Source organism: Kitasatospora sp. NPDC058190, assembly GCF_042883685.1.
Lineage (GTDB): Bacteria > Actinomycetota > Actinomycetes > Streptomycetales > Streptomycetaceae > Kitasatospora.
Genome location: NZ_JBHVVI010000030.1, coordinates 24,447 through 46,720, shown reverse-complemented (window position 1 = coordinate 46,720; position 22,274 = coordinate 24,447). Strand labels below are relative to the sequence as shown.

Below are 22,274 nucleotides of genomic sequence, written 5' to 3'. Positions count from 1 at the left end.
ATCGTGCAGACGCCCGTCTTCGAGACCTTCACAGATCCGGATGCCGCTGCCCGGGTGCTGGACGAGATAGCACCGCTGTACGAGCAGGTGTTCGCGGAGCCGCCCTACTTCGAGGGGCCCCGCGACCTGGCCGGGTTCCTGGAGGGCTACGAGTCGTTCCGGACCATGCCCGGCTTCCGACTGGTGCTGGCTCGCTCAGGTGCTGCGTTGGTCGGGTTCGCTTTTGGAGTCCTACTCCAGTCGGACAGCCGTTGGTGGAGTGGCCTCGGCTTGGACGAGGGCTTCACCCGCGAGGACGGACACCGGACGTTCGTGATCCGAGAGATCGCCGTGGCTCTGGAGCAGCGCCGGCGGGGGTTGGGCCGGGAACTGCACGCAGCCGTACTCAAAGGAGCCCAGGTGGAGCGTGTGACCCTTGCGGTCCGGCCCGAAGCACAGGCTGCGGTGAAGATGTACGAAGCCCTCGGCTATCGGGACCTGGGCGACAAGCCCCCGGCCTGGGAAGGGGCCCCGGTGTACCGCTACATGGTCCGATAGCCCGCTACTTGGCCCCGGCCGGATGCGTCCGCTGTTTGCTCGTGCCTCGATGCTTCCCGTGTCGGCTCTCGGTACGCGCAGGCGGCCCAGCCGAGGGGAATTACGTTGTCAGGTGGTCGAACTCGCCCTCCTTGATGCCGCGTAGGAGGGCACGGAGTGTGTCAGGCGTGGTGGTGATGACGGTGTCGGGGTCGTCGCTCTCCTGGATCTTGATGTCACAGTCGGCGGTTGTTGAGAGGTATATGCAGTTGGCGGCGTCGCCGCTGTATGAGGACTTCTGCCAGTCCTGAACGGCCATGCTCGGTCCTCTCTCAGATGCTCTGGGCGATTCGGCGGATGAGGTCACGGGATGCGTCGGGCTTGAGTGCACTTGTCGCCAGCCGATCCATCACGGCTCGATATTTGATCAACTGCGGCTCGGTGTCGATGAACTCAGACCTGTCTCCGTCGACTTGAACACTGTCCAATCGCGCGACCTCGGCGTTGACGTACACGATCCCGGCGCCGGAGCTCGGGTAGCTGCCGGTGCCGAACGGAATCACCCTCAGGTCGATGTGAGGCTGCTCGCTCGCGGTCGCCAAGTATTCCAACTGCTCCCGGGCAACCTTCGGACCGCCGAAGCCCATTCGCAAGGCTGCCTCGTGAACAACGGCCGACAGCGGGACCGGCTGCTCGCCGTAGAGCACCGCCTGCCGTTTGATGCGATGAGAGACGAGGTGTTCCACTTCCGGCGGCGAGAAGGATGGGACAACATCCCGGAAGAGCGCGCGAGCGTGTTCCGGGGTCTGAAGGAGTCCGGGGATGTGAATAGCTGAGGCGATCCGCATCGACTGTGCGTGGTGTTCGAGTTCGGCCAGATCGAGCGCTCCGGCCGGAAGGATCTCGCGGTACTCCTCCCACCAGCCCCGCGTTCGGCCACCGGTCATGCGTGCCAGCGCGTCGATCAGGGCTTCGTCCGCGCAGCCGTAGAGACGCGACAGGGCCCGTACCCGATCCGCGCTCACCGGGTATCCCCCGGACTCGATGTTGCTGATCCGAGACTGCGGGGTGCCGTGCAGTTCCCCGGCTCGCGTGACCGACAGCCCTGCTTGCTCGCGCAGCCGACGCAGCTCCGCGCCGAGTCGCCGCTGCCGGATGCTCGGCGGAATCTTGCTGGGCGGCATCCGCTGTCTCCTCACTCTCGACCACCGTCGTCGGTGCCGTCACCCTCCCGGGTGGCGGTGATATGAATTCCTCAGATGCGGTGGACTACATACTACCGACTGGCTACTTTTGATCCTGCGTCAGGGACGATCGCTGCCCGTGGTGGCGGCAGCGCGGCGCCCAACTCCCGTTTACGTAGGAGACTTCCATGACCGCTACGCCCTCGCCAAACCCCCGTCCGATCACGCCCGGGTTGGTGGCCGACCCGACCTTCGACCAGGAGCTGTGCGGGCTCGTGCTCGACACCGCACCCCGACTGTTCGCCGTCGTGCAGGTGTGCGGCGAGGGTCCTGCGGACGCCGACGGGTGGGTCGTGGCCTGGGGGATCGTCGACCGTGACGGGCCGACGCACGGGCGGCCCGGCCGTTGTCGGCCGGGCCGCCCACCCATCGCGTTGATCGCTGGGTCAGACCCAGGTGGGAGCGCTCCCCAAAGGCTGCCCCGTAAGCCGTACTTCAGCTGACGGTGACAGGGCGCAGGCAGACAAGTCGGTGGCAAGCTGACCATCGGTAAGGGATGATCACGATGTGCACGGCCCCGCTCTCGTCGGACGCACCCGAACACGTTGAGCGGTGTGATGCCGCGCTTACGTCGGATCGATGTTCGGCCTGGCGCTTTCCATGCAGGGCCGGAGAGGACGCGCGTGTCGCTCGCTCTTGAAGATCGCTTGGCCATCACCGAACTGGTCTCGTTGCACGGCCACCTCGTTGACGACGGAAGTCTCGACCGGTTGGAGGAGTTGTTCACCTCCGATGTGATCTACGACCTCACCGACTTCGGTCAGGAGTCACTGTCCGGGGTGGCGGCCATCCGAGAAGCGGCATGGGCACTGGGAGTGGCCAACTCTGTCGCACATCACGTCACCAACGTCGTCGTTACGGCGTCGGCAGACGGCCGGGTGCAGGTCCGTTCCAAGGGGCTGGGCATCAAGGCGGACGGCTCCTGCGGTTCCGTCTCCTACGACGACACCGTCGTGCGCACCGCTGACGGCTGGCGGATCAGCCATCGCAAGGTGTCGCCACGCCGAACTCCCTTGGGCGGGATGACAAAGCCCGGCTAGTGCTGTGGCCGGGACGGTCCACCGTGATCGGAAGGCGGCTCGCGGGACGAGCGCACGCGCAACGGCTGGTATTACTGGGGTATGCAGGAAGAGACGGCACGCTCCGCGATCGACACGTTCATCTCCGCGTTTAACGCCTCGGACGACAGCTATGTGACTGCCCTGCTCTCCCAGGCCCTGACCTCAGACGTGGTCTTCTGGGGGCCGTTGGGTCGCAGCGAAGGAATCGCGGCGGTCGAGCGGTTCGTGCTGGACATCCGGCGCCACCCGGCGGGGACCGGCACGATGGCGCGCTGCTCAGCGGTGGACATGCCTGACGAGTGGGCCCGGTACCGGTGGGTCTTCACCACGCCGGATGGAGGCCCCCGCCTGGCGGGAACGGACGTCGTCCATCTGCGGCGAAGCCTCATCGACCAGGTCATCGTCTTTGCGGGGGAGATCGAGCCGTCCGCCTCCTGAGTCGTCCTTCTGTCGCTGTCCTTCTCGTGAACTTGTCCCTTTCGGCACTCCGGGGCTGCGGTTCGCGGTCGGTCAGGCTGCGGCGTTGAGGGGGCGTCCGCCCGAGCGGATGCCCTTCTCGCTGCGGATGCGGGCGCGTTCCTTGCGTTGGGCGGCAAGTACGTCGGGGTGGCGGGCGTTGGCTGACCACAGCCTTCCCGTCTTCTGCGCAGGAAGTCGATCTGGCCGACTTCCTGCGCAGGGGTCCGGAAATGCCGTCTCCGCTTCGTCCTCGCCGAAGCAGCGACGGGCGACAGCGGGCGGCTTACTTGACGTCTTCGTCCATAGTGGCTTCGGTGCCCCTCCTCACCCATGCGGCCCTTCGGATCACCGAGGGGCCGCACCATAATTCCCATCTTCTTTAATTCTTTCGCCCATAAGTACGCCACCCCTCTTTGCCTGGGGAGGGGTGGCACACTTGTTTTTCCTTTTGTATAAGTTTCTTTTTGAAGGCTGGGCGGGGTGGGCTTCGTGCTGTCCGGTAACGCTTCGGCATCCTCCGCTGCACCGGCCATTGACACCCCGCTGACGCGGCCCGTACGGTCCTGTCCAGGCGACTGGAAAGTTTCCTAACAGTTCCCGTCAACCAGCCGAAAGAGGAGGATTCCGGGCATGACCAAGAGCACCGCCAAGGCCCCCCTCGCCGGCACCCCGAGCCTCCTGCGCGCCATCAACGACCGTGCCGCCCTCGAACTCCTGCTGGCCAACGGCCCGCTCTCGCGCACCCAGATCGGCACCCTGACCGGGCTGTCCAAGCCCACCGCCTCCCAGCTGCTGGCCCGCCTGGAGGCGGCCGGGCTGGTCGTGCCGGTGGGCACCACGGAGGGCGGCCCCGGCCCCAACGCGCAGCTGTACCAGGTGAATCCGGCCGCCGGATACGTCGCCGGGCTGGACGTCACCAACAACGGGATCAGGGTCGCGATCGCCGACATCACCGGTGGCACGCTGGCCGAGCACAGCGTGTCGACCAGAGGCCTCCCTGCCGCCGAGACCGTACCGAGAGTCGCCGCCGCCGTCGCCGGGGCGGTCCGGGCCGCGGGGCTCGACGCGGGGAGCCTGCGCACCGTCGCGATCGGACTCGGCGGCGCCCCGGATCCGGTCACCGGGAAGCTGCGCTACGCCTCCCACCTGCCGGGCTGGCACTCACCCAGACTCGTCGAGGAGCTGACCGGGGCGATCGGAGCCCCGGTGTCGATCGAGAACGACGTGAACCTGGCCGCCGTCGCCGAGCAGGCCACCGGCGCGGCGGCGGGCTTCGAGGACTTCGTCCTGCTCTGGGCCGGGGCGGGCGTCGGCGCCGCGATCGTGATCGCCGGACGGCTGCACCGCGGCTTCACCGGCGGTGCCGGGGAGGTCGGCTACATGCCGGTGCCCGACTCGCCGGTCGAGTGGGACGCCCGGCGGCGCAAGTTCGGCGGCTTCCAGGCCCAGGTCGGCGCACCCGCCGTCCGCGCCCTGGCCCGCGCGCACGGCCTCGGCGCGCCCAGCGCTGAGGAGTCGATCGCCAAGGCCCTGGCCACCCCGGGCGCCGGCGACGCCTTCCTGACCGAGCTGGCCGGGCGGCTCGCCGTCGGGCTGGCCGTGATCGTCGCCGTGGTCGACCCCCAGCTGGTGGTCCTCTCCGGCGCGGTGCCGAGCGCGGGCGGCGAACGCCTGCGCGCGCTCGTCGAGGACGAACTGGCCCGGATCTGCCTCGCCCGGCCGGACGTCCGCAGCAGTGCCCTGCCCGGCTCACCCGTCCTGCACGGCGCCCTGCAACGCGCCCTCGCCGACGCCCGCGAGGCCGTCTTCTCCACCCACTGATCCACTCCCTGCGCTCCTGCACCCACCTCTCCCCCAACCCCCTACGCGGGACCCGCGGCGATGACGCCTGCCCGCGCACCCCCAGGAGGACCTCGAAGTGCACGCCACCACCTCCCGCAGAGGCCGTCGCACGATCGCCGCCGTCGCCGGCAGCGCCGTGCTGGCCCTGCTCGCCAGCGCCTGCACCGGTTCCAACGACGCGGGCGGCACCGACGACTCGGCCGGCGGCAAGGACGTCACCATCACCTTCTGGCACGGCTGGAGTCAGGACAACGAGGTGAAGGCGATCAACGACAACATCGCCGCCTTCGAGAAGGCCCACCCCAACATCCACGTCAAGACCGTGGGCAACATCGCGGACGACAAGGTCAACCAGGCCCTGCGGGCCGGCGGCGACGACGCGCCGGACGTGGTGTCCTCCTTCACCACCAACAACGTCGGCATGTTCTGCTCGACCAAGGCCTTCGTCGACCTCAAGCCCCTGCTGCAGAAGAGCGGCATCGACGCGGCCAAGACCTTCCCGTCCGCGATGCTCGACTACTCGCAGTTCCAGGGCAACCAGTGCTCGCTGCCGCTGCTCGGCGACGCCTACGGCCTGTACTACAACAAGAAGGCCTTCGCCGCGGCCGGCATCGCGAACCCGCCCAGGACCTTCAGCGAATTCTCCGACGACGCCAAGAAGTTGACCGTCGCCGACGGCGACTCGTACAAGCAGCTCGGCTTCATGCCGCTGTACCACGGCTACGAGTCCACCACCGAGCACTTCCTCGGCCAGTACGGCGCCACCTACTTCGGCGCCGACGGCAAGTCGAACATCGCCGCCGACCCGAAGGTCGCCGCGATGCTCAACTGGCAGAAGGGCATGGTCGACCAGCTCGGCGGCTACGCCAAGCTGGACAAGTTCCGCGCCACCTTCGGCGAGGAGTTCAGCGCCAAGAACCCCTTCCACACCGGCCAGGTCGCGATGGCCATCGACGGCGAGTGGCGCACCGCCTCGCTCGCCGAGAACAAGCCCGACTTCGACTGGGCCACCGCGCCGTTCCCCGTCCCGGACGACCAGGCGGACACCTACGGCCGCGGCTACCAGACCGGCACCATCGTCGGCATCGCCAGCACCAGCAAGAAGCAGGCCGCGGCCTGGGAGCTGGTCAAGTACCTGACCACCGACACCGACGCGGTGGTCGGCTTCGCCAACGCGATCCACAACGTGCCGAGCACCTTCGACGCGCTCAACTCGCCGAAGCTGGTCAGCGACCCCAACTTCAAGACCTTCCTGGACGTCGCCAAGAACCCGCACTCGGGCACCACCCCGGCCAGCGTCAACGGCGGCGGCTACCTCCTGTCGCTGCAGAACCTCGGCTTCGACTACGAGTCCGGCAAGCAGACCGACCTGCAGGCCGGCCTGGCCGCCACGGCGAAGCAGATCGACACCGACATCGCCCAGGCGAAGTAACGGGAACGGTCCACGGAGCTCCCCATGTCACTCGCGTTCGGCACCCGCAAGGGCGCCGGGACGACCGATCCGGCGGCGCCCTCCACGCAGCACCTGCTGCGCCGGAAGCGCCGCCGGGAGGCGGCCCGCACCTTCGCCTTCCTCTCCCCCTGGCTGATCGGGTTCAGCGTCTTCTTCGTCTACCCGCTGGTCTCCACCGCCTACTTCTCCTTCACCCAGTACAACGGCTTCGGCACGCCGACCTTCAACGGCCTCAAGAACTGGGACTACGTCCTCAACCAGCTGCCGACCTTCTGGCAGGGCCTGCGCAACACCCTGTGGCTGGTACTGATCATGGTGACCCTGCGGGTCGCCTTCGGCCTGGGCATCGGGCTGCTGATCACCAAGGTCAAGACCGGGGCGGGCTTCTTCCGCACGGTGTTCTACCTGCCGTACCTGGCCCCGCCGGTGGCCGCCACCGTCGCCTTCGCCTTCCTGCTCAACCCGGGCACCGGCCCGCTCAACCACCTGCTCGGCGAGCTCGGCCTGCCGCAGCCCGGCTGGTTCGCCGACCCGAACTGGTCCAAGCCCGCGCTCACCCTGCTCGCCATGTGGGGCATCGGCGACCTGATGGTCATCTTCATGGCCTCGCTGCTGGACGTCCCCAAGGAGCAGTACGAGGCGGCCGAACTGGACGGCGCCGGCCCGTTCCAGCGGTTCCGGTACGTCACGCTGCCGAACATCTCCCCGATCATCATGTTCGCGGTGGTCACCGGGGTCATCCAGACCATGCAGTACTACACCCAGGCGATCGTGGCCGGGAAGGTCGCCAGCGGCATCGCGGGCAACTCCGGCCAGCAGTTCGAGCCCGGCTACCCGCAGGGCTCCACCTGGACCCTGCCGCAGATGGTCTACAACCTCGGCTTCCAGCGCTTCGACTACGGCGCGGCCTGCGTCGTCGCCCTGGTGCTGTTCGCCATCTCGATGGCCGTCACCTCGATCCTGCTCCGCCGCCGGTCCGGCTTCATGGCGAGCGACGACTAGCGGACCCTGAGGACCTGACCATGACTCTCACGCCGACCGAAGCACCCGCCCCCTCCCGCACCGGCACCGCCGCCGCCCGGGCCGCCCGGCGCCGCGCCGCGCTCCACTGGGTGGCCGTGCACTCCCTGGCGATCGCCGCCGCGCTGTTCTTCCTGCTGCCCTTCGTCTTCGTCTTCCTCACCTCGGTGATGGACGACCAGCAGGCGCTCACCACCGACTACTGGCCCACCCACTGGGAGTGGGGCAACTACGGCAAGGTGTGGGACACCCCCGGCTTCCTCACCTGGTGGCGCAACACCCTGGTGTACGCCGGAGCCGGCACCCTGCTGACCGTCGTCTCCAGCCTGCCGGTCGCCTACGCGCTCGCCAAGTTCCGCTTCCGCGGCCGCAACCTGGCGCTGATGGCCGTCATCGCGATGATGATGCTGCCGCCCCAGGTCACCGTCATCCCGATGTACCTGTTCTGGGCCAAGCAGATGGGCATGGGCGGCTCGCTCTGGCCGCTGATCATCCCGATGGCCTTCGGCGACGCCTTCTCGATCTTCCTGCTGCGCCAGTTCCTGATGACCATCCCCAAGGAGTACATCGAGGCCGCCCGGATCGACGGCTGCGGCGACCTGCGCACCCTGCTGCGGGTGGTCCTGCCGATGGCCAAGCCGGCCATCGCCGCCGTCGCGCTGTTCCAGTTCTTCTACTGCTGGAACGACTACTTCGGCCCGCAGATCTACGCCAGCAACAACCACGAGGCCTGGACGCTCAGTTACGGCCTGGAGTCGTTCAAGGCCGCCCACCACACCAACTGGAACCTCACCATGGCCGCCACCCTGCTGGTGATGGCGCCGGTGATCGTCCTCTTCTTCTTCGCACAGAAGGCCTTCATCGAAGGCGTGACACTGACAGGGGTCAAGGGCTGATGTCCGCACCGAAGACGTCCGCACTGAAGTTGGCAATCGTCGGCGGTGGTTCGACCTACACCCCGGAGCTGATCGACGGCTTCGCCCGGCTGCGCGACACCCTGCCGGTCGGCGAACTGGTGCTGATCGACCCGGCCGCCGAGCGGCTGGAGCTGATCGGCGGCCTGGCCCGACGGATCTTCGCCAAGCAGGGGCACCCGGCCACGGTCACCACGACCACGGACCTGGCGGCGGGGGTCGCGGACGCCGACGCCGTCCTGCTCCAGCTGCGCGTCGGCGGGCAGGCGGCCCGCGACCAGGACGAGACCTGGCCGCTGGAATGCGGCTGCGTCGGCCAGGAGACCACCGGCGCGGGCGGGCTCGCCAAGGCGCTGCGCACCGTCCCGGTCGTGCTGGACATCGCCGAGCAGGTCCGCCGGACCAACCCGGACGCCTGGATCGTGGACTTCACCAACCCGGTCGGCATCGTCACCCGGGTCCTGCAGAGCGCCGGCCACAAGGCCGTCGGGCTGTGCAACGTCGCGATCGGCTTCCAGCGCAAGTTCGCGGCGCACCTGGGAGTCGCGCCGGAGCTGGTCCGGCTGGACCACGTCGGGCTCAACCACCTGACCTGGGAGCGCGGGGTCACCTTGCTGGACGGTCCCGGTGCCGTGGGTGGTCGGGAGGTGCTGCCCGAGCTGCTGCGGGACTTCGGCAAGGAGATCGCCGACGACCTCCACCTGCCGCAGCCCTTCGTCCAGCGGCTCGGCGTGGTGCCCTCGTACTACCTGCGGTACTTCTACCAGCACGACGCGGTGGTCGAGGAGCTCAAGGCGCAGGGCTCGCGGGCCGCGCAGGTCGCCGAGATCGAACGGCAGCTGCTGGAGCTGTACGCCGACCCCGACTTGGACACCAAGCCGGAGCTGCTCGGCAAGCGCGGCGGGGCCTTCTACTCGGAGGCCGCCGTCCAGCTGATCGCGGCACTGCTGGGCACCGGCGGCGGGACGTCCGTGCAGGTGGTGAACACCCGTAACGACGGCGTGCTGCCCTTCCTGCCGGACGACGCCGTCATCGAGGTACCGGCCGAGGTGGACGCCGACGGCGTGCGGCCGCTGCCGCAGCGGCCGGTCGAGCCGCTGTTCGCCGGGCTGATCGCCGCCGTCACCTCGTACGAGCACCTCGCGCTCGACGCCGCCCTGCGCGGCGGACGCGACCGGGTCTTCGACGCCCTGCTCGCCCACCCGCTGGTCGGCCAGCTCGAACGCGCCGACCGACTCACGGACCTGCTGCTCGCCCACAACCGCGAGCACCTCGCCTGGGCCTGATCGGCCCGGTGCCCGGCCCGCTTCGGATCGCTCCGGAGTACGGGCCGGGCGCGCAGCGAGGAGACCGACCACCCCCGGCCGGGGCTTGCGGCCGGGCCACGTACGAGCCGCGGGGACCCGATGACCCACCAGCCCGAACCACTCCTGCCCGGCGTACTCGCCATCGACGCGGGCAACTCCAAGACCGACGTCGCCCTGATCGGCGCCGACGGCACCGTCCTGGGCACCGCCCGCGGCGGCGGCTTCGCACCCCAGAGGATCGGCGGCGCCGCAGCCGTCGCCGGCCTCGCTCCGCTGGTCGAGGAGGCCGCCGCGGCGGCCGGCCACCCCTCCTGGAACGGCGTGCTCACCAGCCACGTCAGCGCCTGCCTGGCCAACGCCGACCTCCCGGTGGAGGAGGAGGCGCTGCGCACCGCCCTCGAAGCGCACCCCTGGGGCGTCAGCAACACCGTCGTCAACGACACCTTCGGCCTGCTGCGGGCCGGCACCGACGGCCCGCGCGGGGTCGCGGTGGTCTGCGGCGCCGGGATCAACTGCGTCGGCCTGCTGCCGGACGGACGCACCGCCCGCTTCCCCGCGCTCGGCGAGCTCACCGGCGACTGGGGCGGCGGCGCCGGGCTCGCCATCACCAGCATGTGGCACGCCGTCCGCGCGGAGGACGGGCGCGGCGGGCCGACCGCGCTGGCCCGGTCCATCGCCGAGCACTTCGGCCTGCCCAGCGCCGGGGCCGTCGCGGAGGCGATCCACCTCGGGCACCTGCCGAGCGCCCGGCTGCACGAGATCGTCCGGGTGCTGTTCGCGGTCGCGGGCGAAGGGGACGCCACCGCCCTGGAGCTGATCGACCGACAGGCCGACGAGATCGTCCGACTGGCCGTCGTCGCGCTGAGACGGCTGGACCTGCTGGACGTCCCCACCCCGGTGGTGCTCGGCGGCGGGGTGCTCGCCTCCCGGCAGCCGCTGCTGCTCGACAACCTCACGGCGCGCCTCGCCGAGGCCGCCCCGCTGGCCGAGCCGCGGGTGGTCGTCGCGCCGCCCGTCCTGGGCGCGGCGCTGCTCGGGCTCGACCACCTGGGCGTGGAACCGACGGCGCAGGCGCGGGTGCGCGAGGCGTACGAGGCGCAGCGGCCGGTCGCGGCCTGAGGCCTGCCCTCTCCCCCAGCCTCCCGCCCCCGCCGGATCCGCACGTCCGGCGCGGGCGGGAACCGTTCCCCGCGCGCCGGTCGTGTACCCGCGTGCAGACCAGCGCCGCCGCCCGGGGAGACTTGTGCCATGGCCGCGCCCCGCATCCTCCTCGCCGCCGCCGCGCTGACCGGCACCGCTCTGGCCTGCCTCACCGGCTGCACCCCCGCCGACTCCCGCCCGACGGTGAACGCGGCCGCCTCCGCGGCCGCCCTCGCCGACGAGGGCGCCGACGAGGGCGCCGACGACCTGCTGGACGACGGGGACGACCTCGCCGACGACGAGGCCGCCGACTCCCCCGTCCCCGACACCATCGCCGCCCCGGACCCCGGCTACCCGTGCCCGGCCCCCAGTCGACTGCCCGGCCACCAGGTGCTCGTCATCGTCGCCGCCGGCCCGGCCGAGCTCACCGCCCAGCCCGCCCGCTACACCTGCGACCCGCCCCGCTACGAGGCCACCGGCACGCCCGTCCACTACGGCTTCGCGGCCTCGGGCGTGACGGCGACGCTGGTCGACCGCCCGCACGCGGACCCGGCGAAGCCCGTCCAGCTGGACGAGCTGGTCACCCACCTCAACGACTGCCTCGCCGAGCGCGATCCGGCGGATCCGTACGGCTGCTTCGGGAACGCCTACGACGTGGTGCTCGACTCGCACGGGCGGATCATGCGGATCGCGGAGATCGAGAGGCCGTAGCGGGCGAGGTGCGCGCCGGAGCACGGGGTCGCCGGTGTTCCCGCGGACGGCGGTCGCAGTGGTGCGGACAAGGTAGGCCACCGACCGGGAGGCTGGGAAGGGGTGGTTGTGGCCGTTCGGTGAAGGTCGCGAGGAGGAGGCGGGGGGACGAATACGGTGTAAGCCGCACCCTCAACTGTTGAGATTCGGCTGCGCTACGCGTGTCAACAGCCCGCCAGCTGCGGCCTTTTGGCGTTCTATACGTTCGCCAGGGGTTCCCTTGGGGTTGGTCTTACTATCGCCGTCGTTGACCCGGTTTCCGCGGCGATGCTTTGCTTCCGGCCGTCGGCGGTAAACCGGTGCCCCATCCCCACTTCACTGACTGTTCATGACGAACCGCCAGTGGTTCCGGGTCGCCGTCGTTGCTCCTCCCCATTTGTCCCCCACAGTGCAGCCGCGCCCCATCCGTGTGCGGTCGGCATGAGAGAGGAACCCTCACAATGGGCATGTCCCCCACCTCCCGCAAGGCGCGCGTCCGGGCCCTGACCGGGCTCAGCGCCCTGGCACTGGCCGCCACCGGTTTCGCCGCCGCCCCGGCCGCCCAGGCCGACCAGCCGAGCAGCGAGTTCGCCGGGAACAGCCACCCGTACCGCCACGGCGTCGTCCCCACCAAGGAAGGTGCCGCGCACGCCAACGCCGCCTCCGCGGCCGCGACCCGGACGTCGAACCTGAAGTTCGGCGGCGGTGTCGACGGCATCGGTGTCACCACCGGCGCTCCGAAGGTCTACGTGGTCATCTGGGGCTCCCAGTGGGGCACCGCGGGCACCGACGCCAACGGCTACACCACGATGACCGGCGACCCGTCGGGCGAGGCCGTGCGCGCGCAGCAGCTGTACAAGGGCCTGGGCACCAACAACGAACTCTGGTCCGGCGTCCTGACCCAGTACTGCGAGGGCATCACCAAGGGCGCCACCAGCTGCCCGTCGACCGCCGCGCACGTCGGCTACCCGACCGGCGGCGCGCTGGCCGGCGTCTGGGTGGACAACTCCGCCGCCGCGCCGAGCCAGGCCACCGGCAACCAGATCGCCACCGAGGCCATCAAGGCCGCCGGGCACTTCGGCAACACCACCGCGGCCTCCAACCGCAACGCCCAGTACATCGTGCTCTCGCCCACCGGAACCCACCCGGACGGCTTCAACACCTCCACGGGCCAGTTCTGCGCGTGGCACGACTGGAACGGCGACACCACGCTGAGCGGTGGCGCGGCCACCTCCCCGTACGGTGACGTGGCGTTCAGCAACAACCCGTACGTGACCGACATGGGCACCTCCTGCGGCCAGAACTACGTCAACAGCGGCAACGCGGGCCTGCTGGACGGCGTGACCATCGTGTACGGCCACGAGTACGCGGAGACCGTCACCGACCAGAACCCGGCCGGCGGCTGGACCGACTCCACGGGTGCCGAGAACGGCGACAAGTGCGCCTGGAAGGGCACCGGCGGCACCGGCGGCGCGCAGAACGTGAACTTCGCGACCGGCTCGTTCGCCATGCAGGCGACCTGGTCGAACGCGGTCAGCGCCTGCCAGATCTCGCACGCGATCGTCCCCTGAGGCCTCGCCTATGACGATCTGACACAGGGGTAGAGCGCCGGGGTGGGTTGTGCGGGCCCACCCCGGCGCTCGTCGCGTTCCCGGGCGCGCCCCGGGGCGTGTCCTAGGAGGGCGAAACGAGGCCGAACTCGTAGGCGTGGATGACCAGATGGACCCGGTCCCGGGCGTCCAGCTTGGTGAACAGCCGGGCGACGTGCGCCTTGGCGGTGGCCACGCTGATGGTGAGCTCCTCGGCGATCTCCGTGTTGGACAGGCCGCGGCCGACCAGGGTCAGCACCTCGCGCTCGCGCTCGGTGATGCCCTCGGCGGACTTCCGGGGCCGGGCGGCGGCCTCCGGGCGGGCGGCGAACTCGCCGATCAGGCGCCGGGTGATGCCGGGCGCGAGCAGGGCGTCCCCGGCGGCGACCACCCGCACGCCGTCCAGGATGGTCTCCAGGGCCAAGTCCTTGACCAGGAAGCCGCTCGCCCCGGCGCGCAGCGCGCCGTACACGTAGTCGTCGTCGTCGAAGGTGGTGAGGACGAGCACGTGGGTGGGCAGCTCCGGGTCGGCGAGGATCCGGCGGGTCGCCTCGATGCCGTCCATGCCGGGCATCCGGATGTCCATCACGGCGACGTCCGGGCGCAGCCGGGCGACCAGTTCGACGGCCTCGGCGCCGTTGCCGGCCTCGCCGACCACCTCCAGGTCGGGGGCGTCGGCGATGAGCACCCGCAGGCCGGTGCGGATGAGCGGCTGGTCGTCGACCAGGACGACGCGGATCACGGTCCCACCTCCAGGGCGGCTTCTTCGGGGATCGGCAGTCGGGCGGCGACGCGGAAGCCGCCCTCGGGGCGCGGGCCGGCGCTGAACTCGCCGTGCAGCAGGGCGACCCGCTCGCGCATGCCGGCCAGGCCGTAGCCGGTGCCGGGGGTGCCGGTCGCGGCACCGGCGCCCAAGTCCAGGACGGTGACGCCGAGTTCCCGGTCGTCGTACGCGACGGTGACGTGGCAGTCGCGGGTGCCGGAGTGCTTGACCACGTTGGTGACGGCCTCCTGGACGATCCGGTAGGCGGCGAGGTCCACCTCGGGCGGCAGGGTACGGGCGTCGCCGCGCCGGGTGAGCGCGACCCGCACCCCGGCGCCCGCGGTCGTCTCCACCAGCCGGTCCAACTCACCCAGGCCCGGGGCGACTTCGAGCGGCGCCGACTCCCCCTCGCCCTGCCGCAGCGCGCCCAGCATCCGGCGCAGCCCGGCCAGGGTCTCCCGGCTGGTCGCCTCGATGGCGTTCAGCGCGTTGCGGGTCTCGGCCGGCTGGGTGTCCATGACCCGGCTGCCCATGCCCGCCTGGATCGCGATGATGCCGATGCTGTGGGCGACCATGTCGTGCAACTCGCGGGCGATGCGCAGCCGTTCGGCAGTGACGGCCTGCTCGGCGGCGCGGCCGCGCAGGGCGTCGGCGTGCGCGCGGCTCTGGCGGACGGTGTTGCCGATCAGCCAGGCGATCAGGACGGTCGCGGCGAGCCCCAGGTAGGCGTACGGGTTCACGACGTAACCGTTGACGGTGCCCCAGGCGTACAGCGTGGCGAGCACGGTCAGCGGCATCGACACCGCGATCGTCGAGACCAGGCGGGAGCGGGTGACCACGCAGTAGCCGACCACCACCTCGGCGATCAGGAACTGCACCGGCGCCGCCGGGACGGTCCACATCCCGAGCGCGTAGACGCCGCCCGCCAGCGCCGCCGCGACCGCCGCCAACGGCAACCGGACCAGCAGGAAGGCGACCAGGGTGGTGACCACGGCCGTGACCACCAAGGGCATGTCCTCGGTGTTGCCGTTGTAGTCGAAGAGGTGGCTCAACTCGTTGTCCCGGGTGAAGAACCGGAACACCACGATGGTCGTCCAGAACGCCGCCACCCACACGCCCGCGGGCAGGCGCCTGAGCAGGGGCGGGCGGGGTTCGGTGATCATGACGCGATGGTAGCGGCGGGCGGCGCGGCGGCGCATTGGCCCGCGGGAGTAATCCCGGGGGCGGGGTTGGCCGCTCCCGGTTGTGTCCCGGCGCCCGATGTCCGACCACGGCCCTGACCGGCACCGTTGTCCCCGTGATCGAGATCGAGCGACTGACCAAGCGGTACGGCGCCACCACGGCCGTCGACCAGTTGACCTTCACCGTCCGGCCGGGCACCGTCACCGGCTTCCTCGGCCCCAACGGCGCGGGCAAGTCCACCACGCTGCGGATGATCCTGGGCCTCAACACCCCCACCGAGGGCGCCGTCACCGTGGACGGCGTGCCCTTCGCGAACCGGCCGCGCGGCCTGCGGCACGTCGGCGCCCTGCTGGACGCCGGGGACGTGCACGGCGGGCGCAGCGCCAAGGCGCACCTGTCGGCGCTGGCCCGCAGCAACCGGATCCCGCTCGAGCGGGTCGACGAGGTGCTGGCCGAGGTCGGACTCGGCAAGGCCGCCGGCCGGCGGATCGGCGGCTACTCGCTGGGCATGAAGCAACGGCTCGGCATCGCCGGCGCCCTGCTCGGCGACCCGCCCGTCCTGCTCTTCGACGAACCGCTGAACGGGCTCGACCCGGAGGGCGTGCTCTGGGTGCGCGGGCTGTTCCGCCGACTCGCGGACGAGGGGCGCACGGTCTTCGTCTCCAGCCACATGATGGCCGAGATGGAGCACACCGCCGACCACCTGGTGGTGATCGGGCGTGGACGGCTGATCGCGGACGAGAGCCTGGCCGAGTTCTCGGCCCGCAACGCGGAGTCGAGCGTGGCCGTGCGGGCGCCGGAACTTTCGCTGCTGGCCGCCGCCTTGCGCACCGAGGGCGCCGACGTCGGCGTGGTGGAACCGCAGTTCGGCATCGTCACCGGCCTCCCCGCCGAGCGGATCGGTGAACTCGCGCTGCGCCACGGCGTGGTGCTGCACGAGCTCGCCACCCGGACGTCGTCCCTGGAGTCGGCGTTCATGTCCCTGACCGCCGACAGCGTCGAGTACCTGGCTGGAGAGACCCGATGAGCACCATGACCCCGATCCGCACGGAGGCCGCCCGCGCCACCGAACCGGCCCCCCGGTTCACCGACCTGCTCGCCGCCGAATGGATCAAACTGCGCTCGCTGCGGTCGACGTACTGGGTGCTGGCGCTCGCCGCGCTGGTGGCGATCGTGATCAACATCAACGCCGTGCACAGCGACCTGACGTACATCGACCACCCGCCGCCGCGGATGCCCGGTATGCCGCCGTTCCGGTACGACCCGCTGTACCACGGCCTGAGCGACATCGCCTGCTACCTGATGGCGATCGCGGCCGGCAGCCTCGGGGCGATCACCGTGTTCGGCGAGTACACCACCGGCCTGGTCCGCACCACCTTCGCCGCCGTGCCCGACCGGCGTGGGGTGATCGCCGCCAAGGTGCTGCTGATCGGCGGGATCACCGCACTCGCGGGGGCGGTGGTGTCGACGGTGTCCTTCTTCACCACCAACGCGATGCTGGCCTCCCGGCACGTCGGGCTCTCCATCACCGAAGGGGTCAGCCTGCGGGCCGTCCTCGCCTACGCGGCGATCGTGCCGGTCTGCGCGCTGATCGGGATGGCACTGGGCGCGGTGCTGCGGCACGCCACCGCCTCGATCGTGTCGCTGGTGCTGCTGTTCTTCATCATGCCGCTGATGTTCGGCGGCGACCGCTACCGGTGGCTGCACGAGATCGGCAGCCACCTGCCACTGGCCACCGTCGGCAGGCTCACCTACAACCCCCACTCCTCGACCACGACCAGCAAGTGGGCGCCGAGCGTGCTGGACGCGTGGATCACGATGGGGATGTGGGCGGTCGTCGCGGTGGCGGTGACGGTGGTCGTGGTGCGGCGACGGGACGTTTGAAGTCCTCGCTGATCACAGGATGTCGAGCCTATGAGCGGTCCCGGCGGGCAGCTGGTACGGGCGTTCGGGCGGCAGCAGGCGCTGTGCCTTCGCCGTTTGGCCGCCTCGGACCAGCGCGGCGATCCGCTGCACCCGCGGGGTGAGGTCGGTCAGTTCGGTGACCCACTCCTCGGCGAAGGTGCGGATCAGCGAGCGGCCGATGCCCACCTGGATGCTGTACTGGTTCAGCGCCGCCCCGCGCAGCGTCCGCTCCGGGTCCCACTGCACATGGACCTCGGCGCGGGCCACCTCGTCCGGGTGGGCGGTGGTCAGCACGGCCCGGCCGAGCGCCTCCTCCCAGCCCTCCCGGGTGATCCGGACCGCCAACACCCTGGTCTGGCCCGGCTTCTGCGCCCAGTTGCTGCGGTGCATCAGCCAGCGGAACGAGGGCTTGATCCAGGTCATCCGGTGGAAGCTGAACGGCGGCACGAAGCGGCCCGCCGCCAGGGCCGCGTCGGCGACGGCCGGCGGGTAGGCCTGGTAGAGCACGATCGTGCGGGCGTCGTAGTCGGCGCGGATCTCGCGCAGTGCGGTCATCGGGCACCCCCTGGCCCGGCACGCTGCCAGGGCGGACGGGGGCGGCGCAACGGGATTACGGGATGAGCTGCGCGCCGATCATGCCGCGCCCGGCCTTGGCAGCGGCGCGCCAGACGGGGACGACGGCGTCGAAGAGGCCGGAGACGTCGTCCGTCCCTCGCAGGACCCCCAAGGCCCGCTCCTGCGCCGCCGCCCGTTCGGCGGCGTCCAAGTCGAACACTGCCTCGACGGCCGGCAGGGCGGCCGCCACCTCCTCGGGGGCGAGGACCATGTCTCCGAACCAGCCGGGCAACCCGGCCAGCCGCTCGGGGCCGAGGGCGTGGGCCAGGCCGAGCACCGGGTAGCGGTTGCGGGCGGAGACACAGACGTACGGGCCGATCTCCTTCCCGCATTCGCTCCAGGCGTCGTACAGCCCTTCGGGGTCCTGCCCGAGCGGGCCGGACGCCAGCCACTCCAGCTCCTCCGGACCCAGCCCGTCCAGCCCCCAGCGACGCAGCAGCTCGCGGTTGTCCGGGTCCGCAGCGTGCTCGGCGAGGAGCGCCCGCAGCCTCGGACCGTGCCGCTCGACGGCCTCGGCGGGCGCGGGGATCAGGAACCACATGCCGGAGAAGCTCATGGGTCGTCAGGTTAGGCGCCTCCGCCGACAGCCGGTGGCGATGCCGGGCGGGTACGTCAGGCGGCGGCCACCGCCGCCTTGGCGAGGAAGGCGCCCAGGGTCGCGGCCGGGACGCCGCAGGCGGGGAGGAAGGCCGCCGCGCCGCCGTGGTGGGTGTGGACGCGGGCGAGGAAGACCGACATGGCCTCGGCGGGGGCCTCCAGCAGCGGGGCCGGGATGGTGAGGTGGCGGCCGTCGGAGTCGGTGACGCGGGTGGGGCCCTGGGCGTTGAGGGCGGTGCGGTGGCGTTCGGCGAGGTTGGCGAAGATCTCCGGGAGGGCGTCGGCGGTGCGGGCGTAGTCGGCGACGATGCGCTCGGCGGGGACGCCGAGGAGGTCGAGCAGGAGGGCGGTCAGCAGGCCGGTGCGGTCCTTGCCGGCGGCGCAGTGGAGCAGGACGGCGCCGGGGCGGGCGGCGGCCTCGACGGCGGCGGTGACGGCCGCGGGGGCGGACTCGGCGAGCAGCACGTAGAACTCGCCGAGGTCGGCGGCGGTGGTCATGGTCGCCATGCGGGCGGTGAGGGCGTCGGTGGCGGGGTTCACCGGGGCGGCGACGACGGCTATCCCGGCCTCCTCGGCGGCGACCCAGTCGGCGGGGCGGGTCTCGCGGGGGTCGCGCAGGTCGACGATGGTGCGGATGTCGCAGGAGCGCAGCTGGGCGACGACGGCCTCGTCGGCCGCCGGGTACGGCTGGGCGGAGCGGTACAGCACGCCGGGGCGGATCCGCAGGCCCTCGGGGTCGCTGAGGAAGGCGGAGTCGCGGAAGTTGACCAGGGACATGCGAGGGGCCTTTCGGGTGAAGCCGCGCACGGAGACGAGCAGGACATCTAGACGTCTAGATGTCTAACCCGTCACCGGGGTGCCGGGCAAGCCGCGACCCGCGGGGCACCTCTCCATCCCACCCCCGTCGGCCCGCCACGGCGAGCCGGGGGGGCGGCCGGCCACTTCGTAGGATCGAGGCCGTGGCGACGAACCCCCCGAGCACTCCCCCGAACATCCCGCTGTACCGCCGGCTGGCCCGGCAGCTCCAGGAGCGGATCGACGCCGGCGGCTACCCGGCGGGCGCGCGGCTGCCGAGCGAGCCGGAGCTGAGCGCCGAGTTCGGCGTGAACCGGTTGACCGTGCGGCAGGCGGTCGCGGAGCTGGAGCGGGCGGCCGTGGTGGAGATCCGCCGGGGCGTGGGCACCTTCGTCCGCCCGCCTGCCGTCCGGGTCTCGATCGCGGTGGACCCGCGCAGCCAGCGCTTCGACCTGGGCAGCGTGCACGAGGCCCTGCCCGAGGGGGATCAGGGGGACGGCGAGTTCGTGGTCGCCGCCCCGCCGGTGACCGGCTCGGCGGAGGACGAGGAGGCGGCCCGCCAGCTCGGCCGGGCGCCGGGCGAGCTGTCCCGGGTGGACTCGGTGATCCGCCTGGGCGGGCGGGCCCGGGCGGCGTGCAGCTACTGGGTGCCCTTCGGGCCGCTGCCCGCCGAGCTGCTCCGGCCCGGTCACGCCGGGAACCTGGTGCTGGACCTGGCCCGGGCGGCCGGGGTGGAGCTGGAGTACGACTGGCGGGCCTTCGGCGCGATCGGCGCGGACCTGGCGGACGCCGAGCTGCTCGGCGTGCCGGCGGGCACCCCGCTGCTGGTGCGCGAGGGAGTCAGTTGCACCCCGGACGGCACCCCCGCCCTCTACGTCCGGCGCCGGATCGACGGCAGCAGCGCGCGCTTCGTACTGCACTTCCGTGAGCACTGAGCGCCAGGCCTGCGCCCGTAAGGATCCTGCTAAAGTTCACCGCCCGAAATTCAGGCCGCACGGGGGTGGGCAGAACAGCATGACCGAGGCGAACGAGTGCGACATACCCACCGAACTGACCGAGGCCTACCTCGCCCTGCTCGCCGACGTCTCCCGCACCGGGCGCCTGCTGCGCCGGGAGGAGCTGGAGGGCCTGCGCCGACTCGGTGAGCAGTGCGCCGAGGCCGGTCACGGGCTGCGCGAGGTGGTCGCCCAGTGCCTGGCGACCGCCCGGCGGGCCTGGCAGACGCTGCCCGGCACGACCGCCGCGAGCAGCGCCGGCGAGCTGCGCCGAATGGGCGACGCCGTGCTGGCCGTCACCGACGCCGCACTGGCCGCGCTCGGCGAGGGGCACGAGCGGGCACAGCGCCTGGCGGTCCGTCACGAGGAGGCGGCCAGGCGGGAGTTCATCGACGACCTGCTGTTCGGCCGCAGCGACCTGGGCCTGCTGGCGGAGCGCGCGGAGCGGTTCGGGCTGCGGCTGGCGGGCGCGTACACGGTGGCGGTCGCGGTCGGCGTCGAGCCGTTCGCGGACGTCCATCCGCTGGTGCACCGGGTGGAACGGGAGCTCGCCGGGCGGTTCGGCGAGCGGGACGTGCTGCTGGCCAGCAAGGACGGCCGACTGGTGTGCATCGCCCCGGACTCCGAGCGCGCCGTGCTGGAGGCCTTCGCCGACCTGACGCTGCGCCCGGGCCCCGGCTACCGCCCGGTGCTGCGGGTGGCGACCGGGCGCCGGCACTCGGGCGCGAGCGGGGTGCTGCGCAGCTACGAGGAGGCCCTGGACGCGCTGGACTACGCGCAGCGCCTCGGTCTGCCGGCCCCGCAGCTGAAGGCCGAGGAGCTGCTGGTCTTCCCGGTGCTGATGCGTGACCGGGCGGCGATGGCCGACCTGGTGCGCAGCGTGCTCGGCCCGCTGACCGAGGCGCGCGGCGGCGCCCGTCCGCTGCTGGACACCATCGCGGTGCAGGCGGAGGCGGCGTACGTGAACGCGGAGGCGGCGCGCCGGCTGGGGCTGAGCGTACGCACGCTGAGCTACCGGCTGGAGCGGATCAAGGCGCTCACGGGGTACGACCCCTCCGACGCGTTGCAGCGCTTCACCCTGGAGACGGCGGCGATGGGCGCGCGGCTGCTGAACTGGCCGGAGCAGCCGCTCTAGGACCCGGCCGCAAACCCCGGATGACCTGGCCGGAGCCGTTCCGTTGCCCGGTTGTCGCAATGTCACCGGGAGCGCGCGTACCAGGGTGTCAAAAGGCCGTAAAGATTGCCGGATCCTGGCAATGTGCGGATGCCGCTCGCGCTGCCATGATCTCCCCGGCGCCGAAGCGCGGCGCCGTGGGAAAGACGGGGGAGCGTGGCCGGGATGGGGGGATTCTTCGCGGCCGCGCTGGCCTTTCCGACGGCGCTGTTCAGCTTCGCGCTCGTGGTGGTCGTCGGGTACTGGCTGCTGATGCTGTTCGGCGGCCTGGTGCCCGGCGCTCTGCACGGGGGGCACGGCGCCGGGCACCACCTGGGTGCCGGGCACGCCGGGCATGTGGGCCAGGTGGGTCACGTCGGACACGGTGTCGGGGGGCACGGTGTCGGGGGGAGCGCGGCCCACGGGGCGCCCGGCGGGGGGATCGCCCACGGCGCGCACGGCGCCCACGGTGGTGACGGCGCCCACGGGGAGAGGGGCGCCGTCCACCACGCGGGCGTGCTGGACGCGCTGGGGTTGGGCGGGGTGCCCGCGACGGTGGCGGTGTCGCTGCTGGTCGCGCTCGCCTGGTTCGTCAGCCTGGCCGGCACCGTCCTCACCTCGGGGGCACCGGCGCGCGGCGGCGTGTTCGCGGTCGCGCTGGTCGCCTCCTGGGCGGGCACCCGGGTGCTCGTCCGGCCGTTGCGGCGGCTGTTCCCCGAGGACCGGCCGATCACCCGGGGGGACTTCGTCGGCCGGGTCTGCGTGATCCGCACCGGCCGGGTGACCGCCGACTTCGGGCAGGCCGAGGTCACCGCCGAGGACGGCTCCACCGCGACCGTCCAGGTCCGCGTGCTCGACGCCGAGCCGGGTCTGACGGCCGGCCGCACCGCCCTGATCTTCGACTACGACGCGGACGCCGAGCACTTCCTGGTGGCGCCCTTCGACCCGTCGCCGCCGGGCGTCTGACCCCTCTCCGGACGCATCGTCATCTCACC

The 22,274-nt window shown here is 71.6% G+C and carries 23 protein-coding genes and 1 pseudogene; 16 read left to right on the top strand and 8 right to left on the bottom strand.

Going from position 1 to position 22,274, the window contains the following annotated elements:
* Positions 1-3: 3 nt before the first annotated feature.
* Positions 4-537, top strand: coding sequence for a GNAT family N-acetyltransferase (locus ACFVWU_RS16430; RefSeq protein ID WP_387620742.1), 534 nt, complete (start codon positions 4-6; stop codon positions 535-537).
* A gap of 100 nt (positions 538-637) precedes the next feature.
* Here the strand turns inward: ACFVWU_RS16430 and ACFVWU_RS16425 are convergent, their stop codons facing one another.
* Positions 638-835, bottom strand: a complete 198-nt coding sequence (locus ACFVWU_RS16425) for a DUF397 domain-containing protein (protein ID WP_387620740.1) — start codon at positions 833-835, stop codon at positions 638-640.
* 13 nt (positions 836-848) lie between these two features.
* Positions 849-1,700, bottom strand: coding sequence for a helix-turn-helix domain-containing protein (locus ACFVWU_RS16420; RefSeq protein ID WP_387620737.1), 852 nt, complete (start codon positions 1,698-1,700; stop codon positions 849-851).
* 683 nt (positions 1,701-2,383) lie between these two features.
* On the opposite strand from ACFVWU_RS16420, the gene ACFVWU_RS16415 reads away from it, so the two are divergent.
* Positions 2,384-2,800: a nuclear transport factor 2 family protein gene (locus ACFVWU_RS16415; protein ID WP_387620734.1), complete on the top strand. Its 417-nt coding sequence runs from the start codon at positions 2,384-2,386 to the stop codon at positions 2,798-2,800.
* 81 nt (positions 2,801-2,881) lie between these two features.
* Positions 2,882-3,259 (top strand): nuclear transport factor 2 family protein, encoded by a 378-nt coding sequence (locus tag ACFVWU_RS16410; protein WP_380614564.1) that lies wholly within the window; start codon positions 2,882-2,884, stop codon positions 3,257-3,259.
* A gap of 72 nt (positions 3,260-3,331) precedes the next feature.
* Here the strand turns inward: ACFVWU_RS16410 and ACFVWU_RS16405 are convergent.
* Positions 3,332-3,445, bottom strand: a pseudogene (locus ACFVWU_RS16405) (IS630 family transposase); the annotation flags it as partial.
* Between the two features lie 465 nt (positions 3,446-3,910).
* On the opposite strand from ACFVWU_RS16405, the gene ACFVWU_RS16400 reads away from it, so the two are divergent.
* The 8 genes from ACFVWU_RS16400 (at position 3,911) to ACFVWU_RS16365 (ending at position 13,256) form a co-directional block, all read left to right on the top strand.
* The gene (locus ACFVWU_RS16400; protein WP_387620730.1) at positions 3,911-5,101 is read left to right on the top strand and encodes an ROK family transcriptional regulator; all 1,191 of its coding nucleotides are present in this window, start codon (positions 3,911-3,913) and stop codon (positions 5,099-5,101) included.
* Positions 5,102-5,198: 97 nt separating this feature from the next.
* Positions 5,199-6,554 carry an ABC transporter substrate-binding protein gene (locus tag ACFVWU_RS16395; protein WP_387620727.1) on the top strand — a complete coding sequence of 452 codons (1,356 nt, stop codon included), beginning with the start codon at positions 5,199-5,201 and terminating at the stop codon, positions 6,552-6,554.
* Positions 6,555-6,578: 24 nt separating this feature from the next.
* On the top strand, positions 6,579-7,577 hold the full coding sequence (locus ACFVWU_RS16390) for a carbohydrate ABC transporter permease (RefSeq protein WP_387620725.1): 999 nt from the start codon (positions 6,579-6,581) through the stop codon (positions 7,575-7,577).
* A 20-nt stretch (positions 7,578-7,597) separates the two neighbouring features.
* Positions 7,598-8,491: a carbohydrate ABC transporter permease gene (locus tag ACFVWU_RS16385; protein WP_387620723.1), complete on the top strand. Its 894-nt coding sequence runs from the start codon at positions 7,598-7,600 to the stop codon at positions 8,489-8,491.
* A 23-nt stretch (positions 8,492-8,514) separates the two neighbouring features.
* Positions 8,515-9,795, top strand: coding sequence for a 6-phospho-beta-glucosidase (locus tag ACFVWU_RS16380; protein ID WP_387620790.1), 1,281 nt, complete (start codon positions 8,515-8,517; stop codon positions 9,793-9,795).
* 120 nt (positions 9,796-9,915) lie between these two features.
* Positions 9,916-10,935: an N-acetylglucosamine kinase gene (locus tag ACFVWU_RS16375; RefSeq protein WP_387620720.1), complete on the top strand. Its 1,020-nt coding sequence runs from the start codon at positions 9,916-9,918 to the stop codon at positions 10,933-10,935.
* A 129-nt stretch (positions 10,936-11,064) separates the two neighbouring features.
* Entirely contained in the window at positions 11,065-11,667 is a 603-nt protein-coding gene (locus ACFVWU_RS16370; protein WP_387620718.1) for a hypothetical protein, read from the top strand.
* Positions 11,668-12,152: 485 nt separating this feature from the next.
* On the top strand, positions 12,153-13,256 hold the full coding sequence (locus ACFVWU_RS16365) for a hypothetical protein (protein ID WP_387620715.1): 1,104 nt from the start codon (positions 12,153-12,155) through the stop codon (positions 13,254-13,256).
* 103 nt (positions 13,257-13,359) lie between these two features.
* Here ACFVWU_RS16365 and ACFVWU_RS16360 read toward each other — a convergent pair whose 3' ends face one another.
* The gene (locus ACFVWU_RS16360) at positions 13,360-14,016 is read right to left on the bottom strand and encodes a response regulator (RefSeq protein WP_387620713.1); all 657 of its coding nucleotides are present in this window, start codon (positions 14,014-14,016) and stop codon (positions 13,360-13,362) included.
* On the bottom strand, positions 14,013-15,200 hold the full coding sequence (locus ACFVWU_RS16355; RefSeq protein WP_387620711.1) for a sensor histidine kinase: 1,188 nt from the start codon (positions 15,198-15,200) through the stop codon (positions 14,013-14,015). The genes ACFVWU_RS16360 and ACFVWU_RS16355 overlap by 4 nt, the downstream gene beginning before the upstream one ends.
* Positions 15,201-15,334: 134 nt before the next feature.
* Between ACFVWU_RS16355 and ACFVWU_RS16350 the strand changes: the two genes are divergently transcribed.
* Complete coding sequence (locus ACFVWU_RS16350; protein ID WP_387620708.1) at positions 15,335-16,246, top strand: ABC transporter ATP-binding protein; 912 nt, start codon at positions 15,335-15,337, stop codon at positions 16,244-16,246.
* Positions 16,243-17,103, top strand: a complete 861-nt coding sequence (locus ACFVWU_RS16345) for an ABC transporter permease (RefSeq protein WP_387620706.1) — start codon at positions 16,243-16,245, stop codon at positions 17,101-17,103. Before ACFVWU_RS16350 ends, ACFVWU_RS16345 begins: the two co-directional genes overlap by 4 nt.
* Positions 17,104-17,115: 12 nt before the next feature.
* Here the strand turns inward: ACFVWU_RS16345 and ACFVWU_RS16340 are convergent, their stop codons facing one another.
* The 3 genes from ACFVWU_RS16340 to ACFVWU_RS16330 are packed head-to-tail and all read right to left on the bottom strand — an operon-like array spanning position 17,116 to position 19,113.
* Positions 17,116-17,679 carry a DUF4291 domain-containing protein gene (locus ACFVWU_RS16340; RefSeq protein ID WP_387620703.1) on the bottom strand — a complete coding sequence of 188 codons (564 nt, stop codon included), beginning with the start codon at positions 17,677-17,679 and terminating at the stop codon, positions 17,116-17,118.
* 55 nt (positions 17,680-17,734) lie between these two features.
* Positions 17,735-18,295 (bottom strand): hypothetical protein, encoded by a 561-nt coding sequence (locus ACFVWU_RS16335; protein WP_387620701.1) that lies wholly within the window; start codon positions 18,293-18,295, stop codon positions 17,735-17,737.
* 56 nt (positions 18,296-18,351) lie between these two features.
* The gene (locus ACFVWU_RS16330; protein ID WP_387620698.1) at positions 18,352-19,113 is read right to left on the bottom strand and encodes a tyrosine-protein phosphatase; all 762 of its coding nucleotides are present in this window, start codon (positions 19,111-19,113) and stop codon (positions 18,352-18,354) included.
* A 182-nt stretch (positions 19,114-19,295) separates the two neighbouring features.
* Here ACFVWU_RS16330 and ACFVWU_RS16325 point away from each other — a divergent pair, with 182 nt between their 5' ends.
* The 3 genes from ACFVWU_RS16325 to ACFVWU_RS16315 all read left to right on the top strand — a co-directional run bounded on the left by ACFVWU_RS16325 (position 19,296) and on the right by ACFVWU_RS16315 (position 22,245).
* On the top strand, positions 19,296-20,066 hold the full coding sequence (locus tag ACFVWU_RS16325; protein ID WP_387620695.1) for a GntR family transcriptional regulator: 771 nt from the start codon (positions 19,296-19,298) through the stop codon (positions 20,064-20,066).
* Positions 20,067-20,145: 79 nt separating this feature from the next.
* Positions 20,146-21,261, top strand: coding sequence for a PucR family transcriptional regulator (locus tag ACFVWU_RS16320; RefSeq protein WP_387620692.1), 1,116 nt, complete (start codon positions 20,146-20,148; stop codon positions 21,259-21,261).
* Positions 21,262-21,465: 204 nt separating this feature from the next.
* Positions 21,466-22,245, top strand: a complete 780-nt coding sequence (locus ACFVWU_RS16315) for a hypothetical protein (protein WP_387620689.1) — start codon at positions 21,466-21,468, stop codon at positions 22,243-22,245.
* The last annotated feature ends 29 nt before the right edge of the window (positions 22,246-22,274 follow it).

What these genes read in the sequence shown, in the direction of transcription:
- ACFVWU_RS16425 (WP_387620740.1), bottom strand. Translation starts at nt 835, where the DNA reads ATGGCCGTTCAGGACTGGCAGAAGTCCTCATACAGCGGCGACGCCGCC.
- ACFVWU_RS16420 (WP_387620737.1), bottom strand. Translation starts at nt 1,700, where the DNA reads ATGCCGCCCAGCAAGATTCCGCCGAGCATCCGGCAGCGGCGACTCGGC.
- ACFVWU_RS16410 (WP_380614564.1), top strand. Translation starts at nt 2,882, where the DNA reads ATGCAGGAAGAGACGGCACGCTCCGCGATCGACACGTTCATCTCCGCG.
- ACFVWU_RS16400 (WP_387620730.1), top strand. Translation starts at nt 3,911, where the DNA reads ATGACCAAGAGCACCGCCAAGGCCCCCCTCGCCGGCACCCCGAGCCTC.
- ACFVWU_RS16390 (WP_387620725.1), top strand. Translation starts at nt 6,579, where the DNA reads ATGTCACTCGCGTTCGGCACCCGCAAGGGCGCCGGGACGACCGATCCG.
- ACFVWU_RS16385 (WP_387620723.1), top strand. Translation starts at nt 7,598, where the DNA reads ATGACTCTCACGCCGACCGAAGCACCCGCCCCCTCCCGCACCGGCACC.
- ACFVWU_RS16375 (WP_387620720.1), top strand. Translation starts at nt 9,916, where the DNA reads ATGACCCACCAGCCCGAACCACTCCTGCCCGGCGTACTCGCCATCGAC.
- ACFVWU_RS16370 (WP_387620718.1), top strand. Translation starts at nt 11,065, where the DNA reads ATGGCCGCGCCCCGCATCCTCCTCGCCGCCGCCGCGCTGACCGGCACC.
- ACFVWU_RS16365 (WP_387620715.1), top strand. Translation starts at nt 12,153, where the DNA reads ATGTCCCCCACCTCCCGCAAGGCGCGCGTCCGGGCCCTGACCGGGCTC.
- ACFVWU_RS16355 (WP_387620711.1), bottom strand. Translation starts at nt 15,200, where the DNA reads ATGATCACCGAACCCCGCCCGCCCCTGCTCAGGCGCCTGCCCGCGGGC.
- ACFVWU_RS16345 (WP_387620706.1), top strand. Translation starts at nt 16,243, where the DNA reads ATGAGCACCATGACCCCGATCCGCACGGAGGCCGCCCGCGCCACCGAA.
- ACFVWU_RS16340 (WP_387620703.1), bottom strand. Translation starts at nt 17,679, where the DNA reads ATGACCGCACTGCGCGAGATCCGCGCCGACTACGACGCCCGCACGATC.
- ACFVWU_RS16335 (WP_387620701.1), bottom strand. Translation starts at nt 18,295, where the DNA reads ATGAGCTTCTCCGGCATGTGGTTCCTGATCCCCGCGCCCGCCGAGGCC.
- ACFVWU_RS16330 (WP_387620698.1), bottom strand. Translation starts at nt 19,113, where the DNA reads ATGTCCCTGGTCAACTTCCGCGACTCCGCCTTCCTCAGCGACCCCGAG.
- ACFVWU_RS16320 (WP_387620692.1), top strand. Translation starts at nt 20,146, where the DNA reads ATGACCGAGGCGAACGAGTGCGACATACCCACCGAACTGACCGAGGCC.
- ACFVWU_RS16315 (WP_387620689.1), top strand. Translation starts at nt 21,466, where the DNA reads ATGGGGGGATTCTTCGCGGCCGCGCTGGCCTTTCCGACGGCGCTGTTC.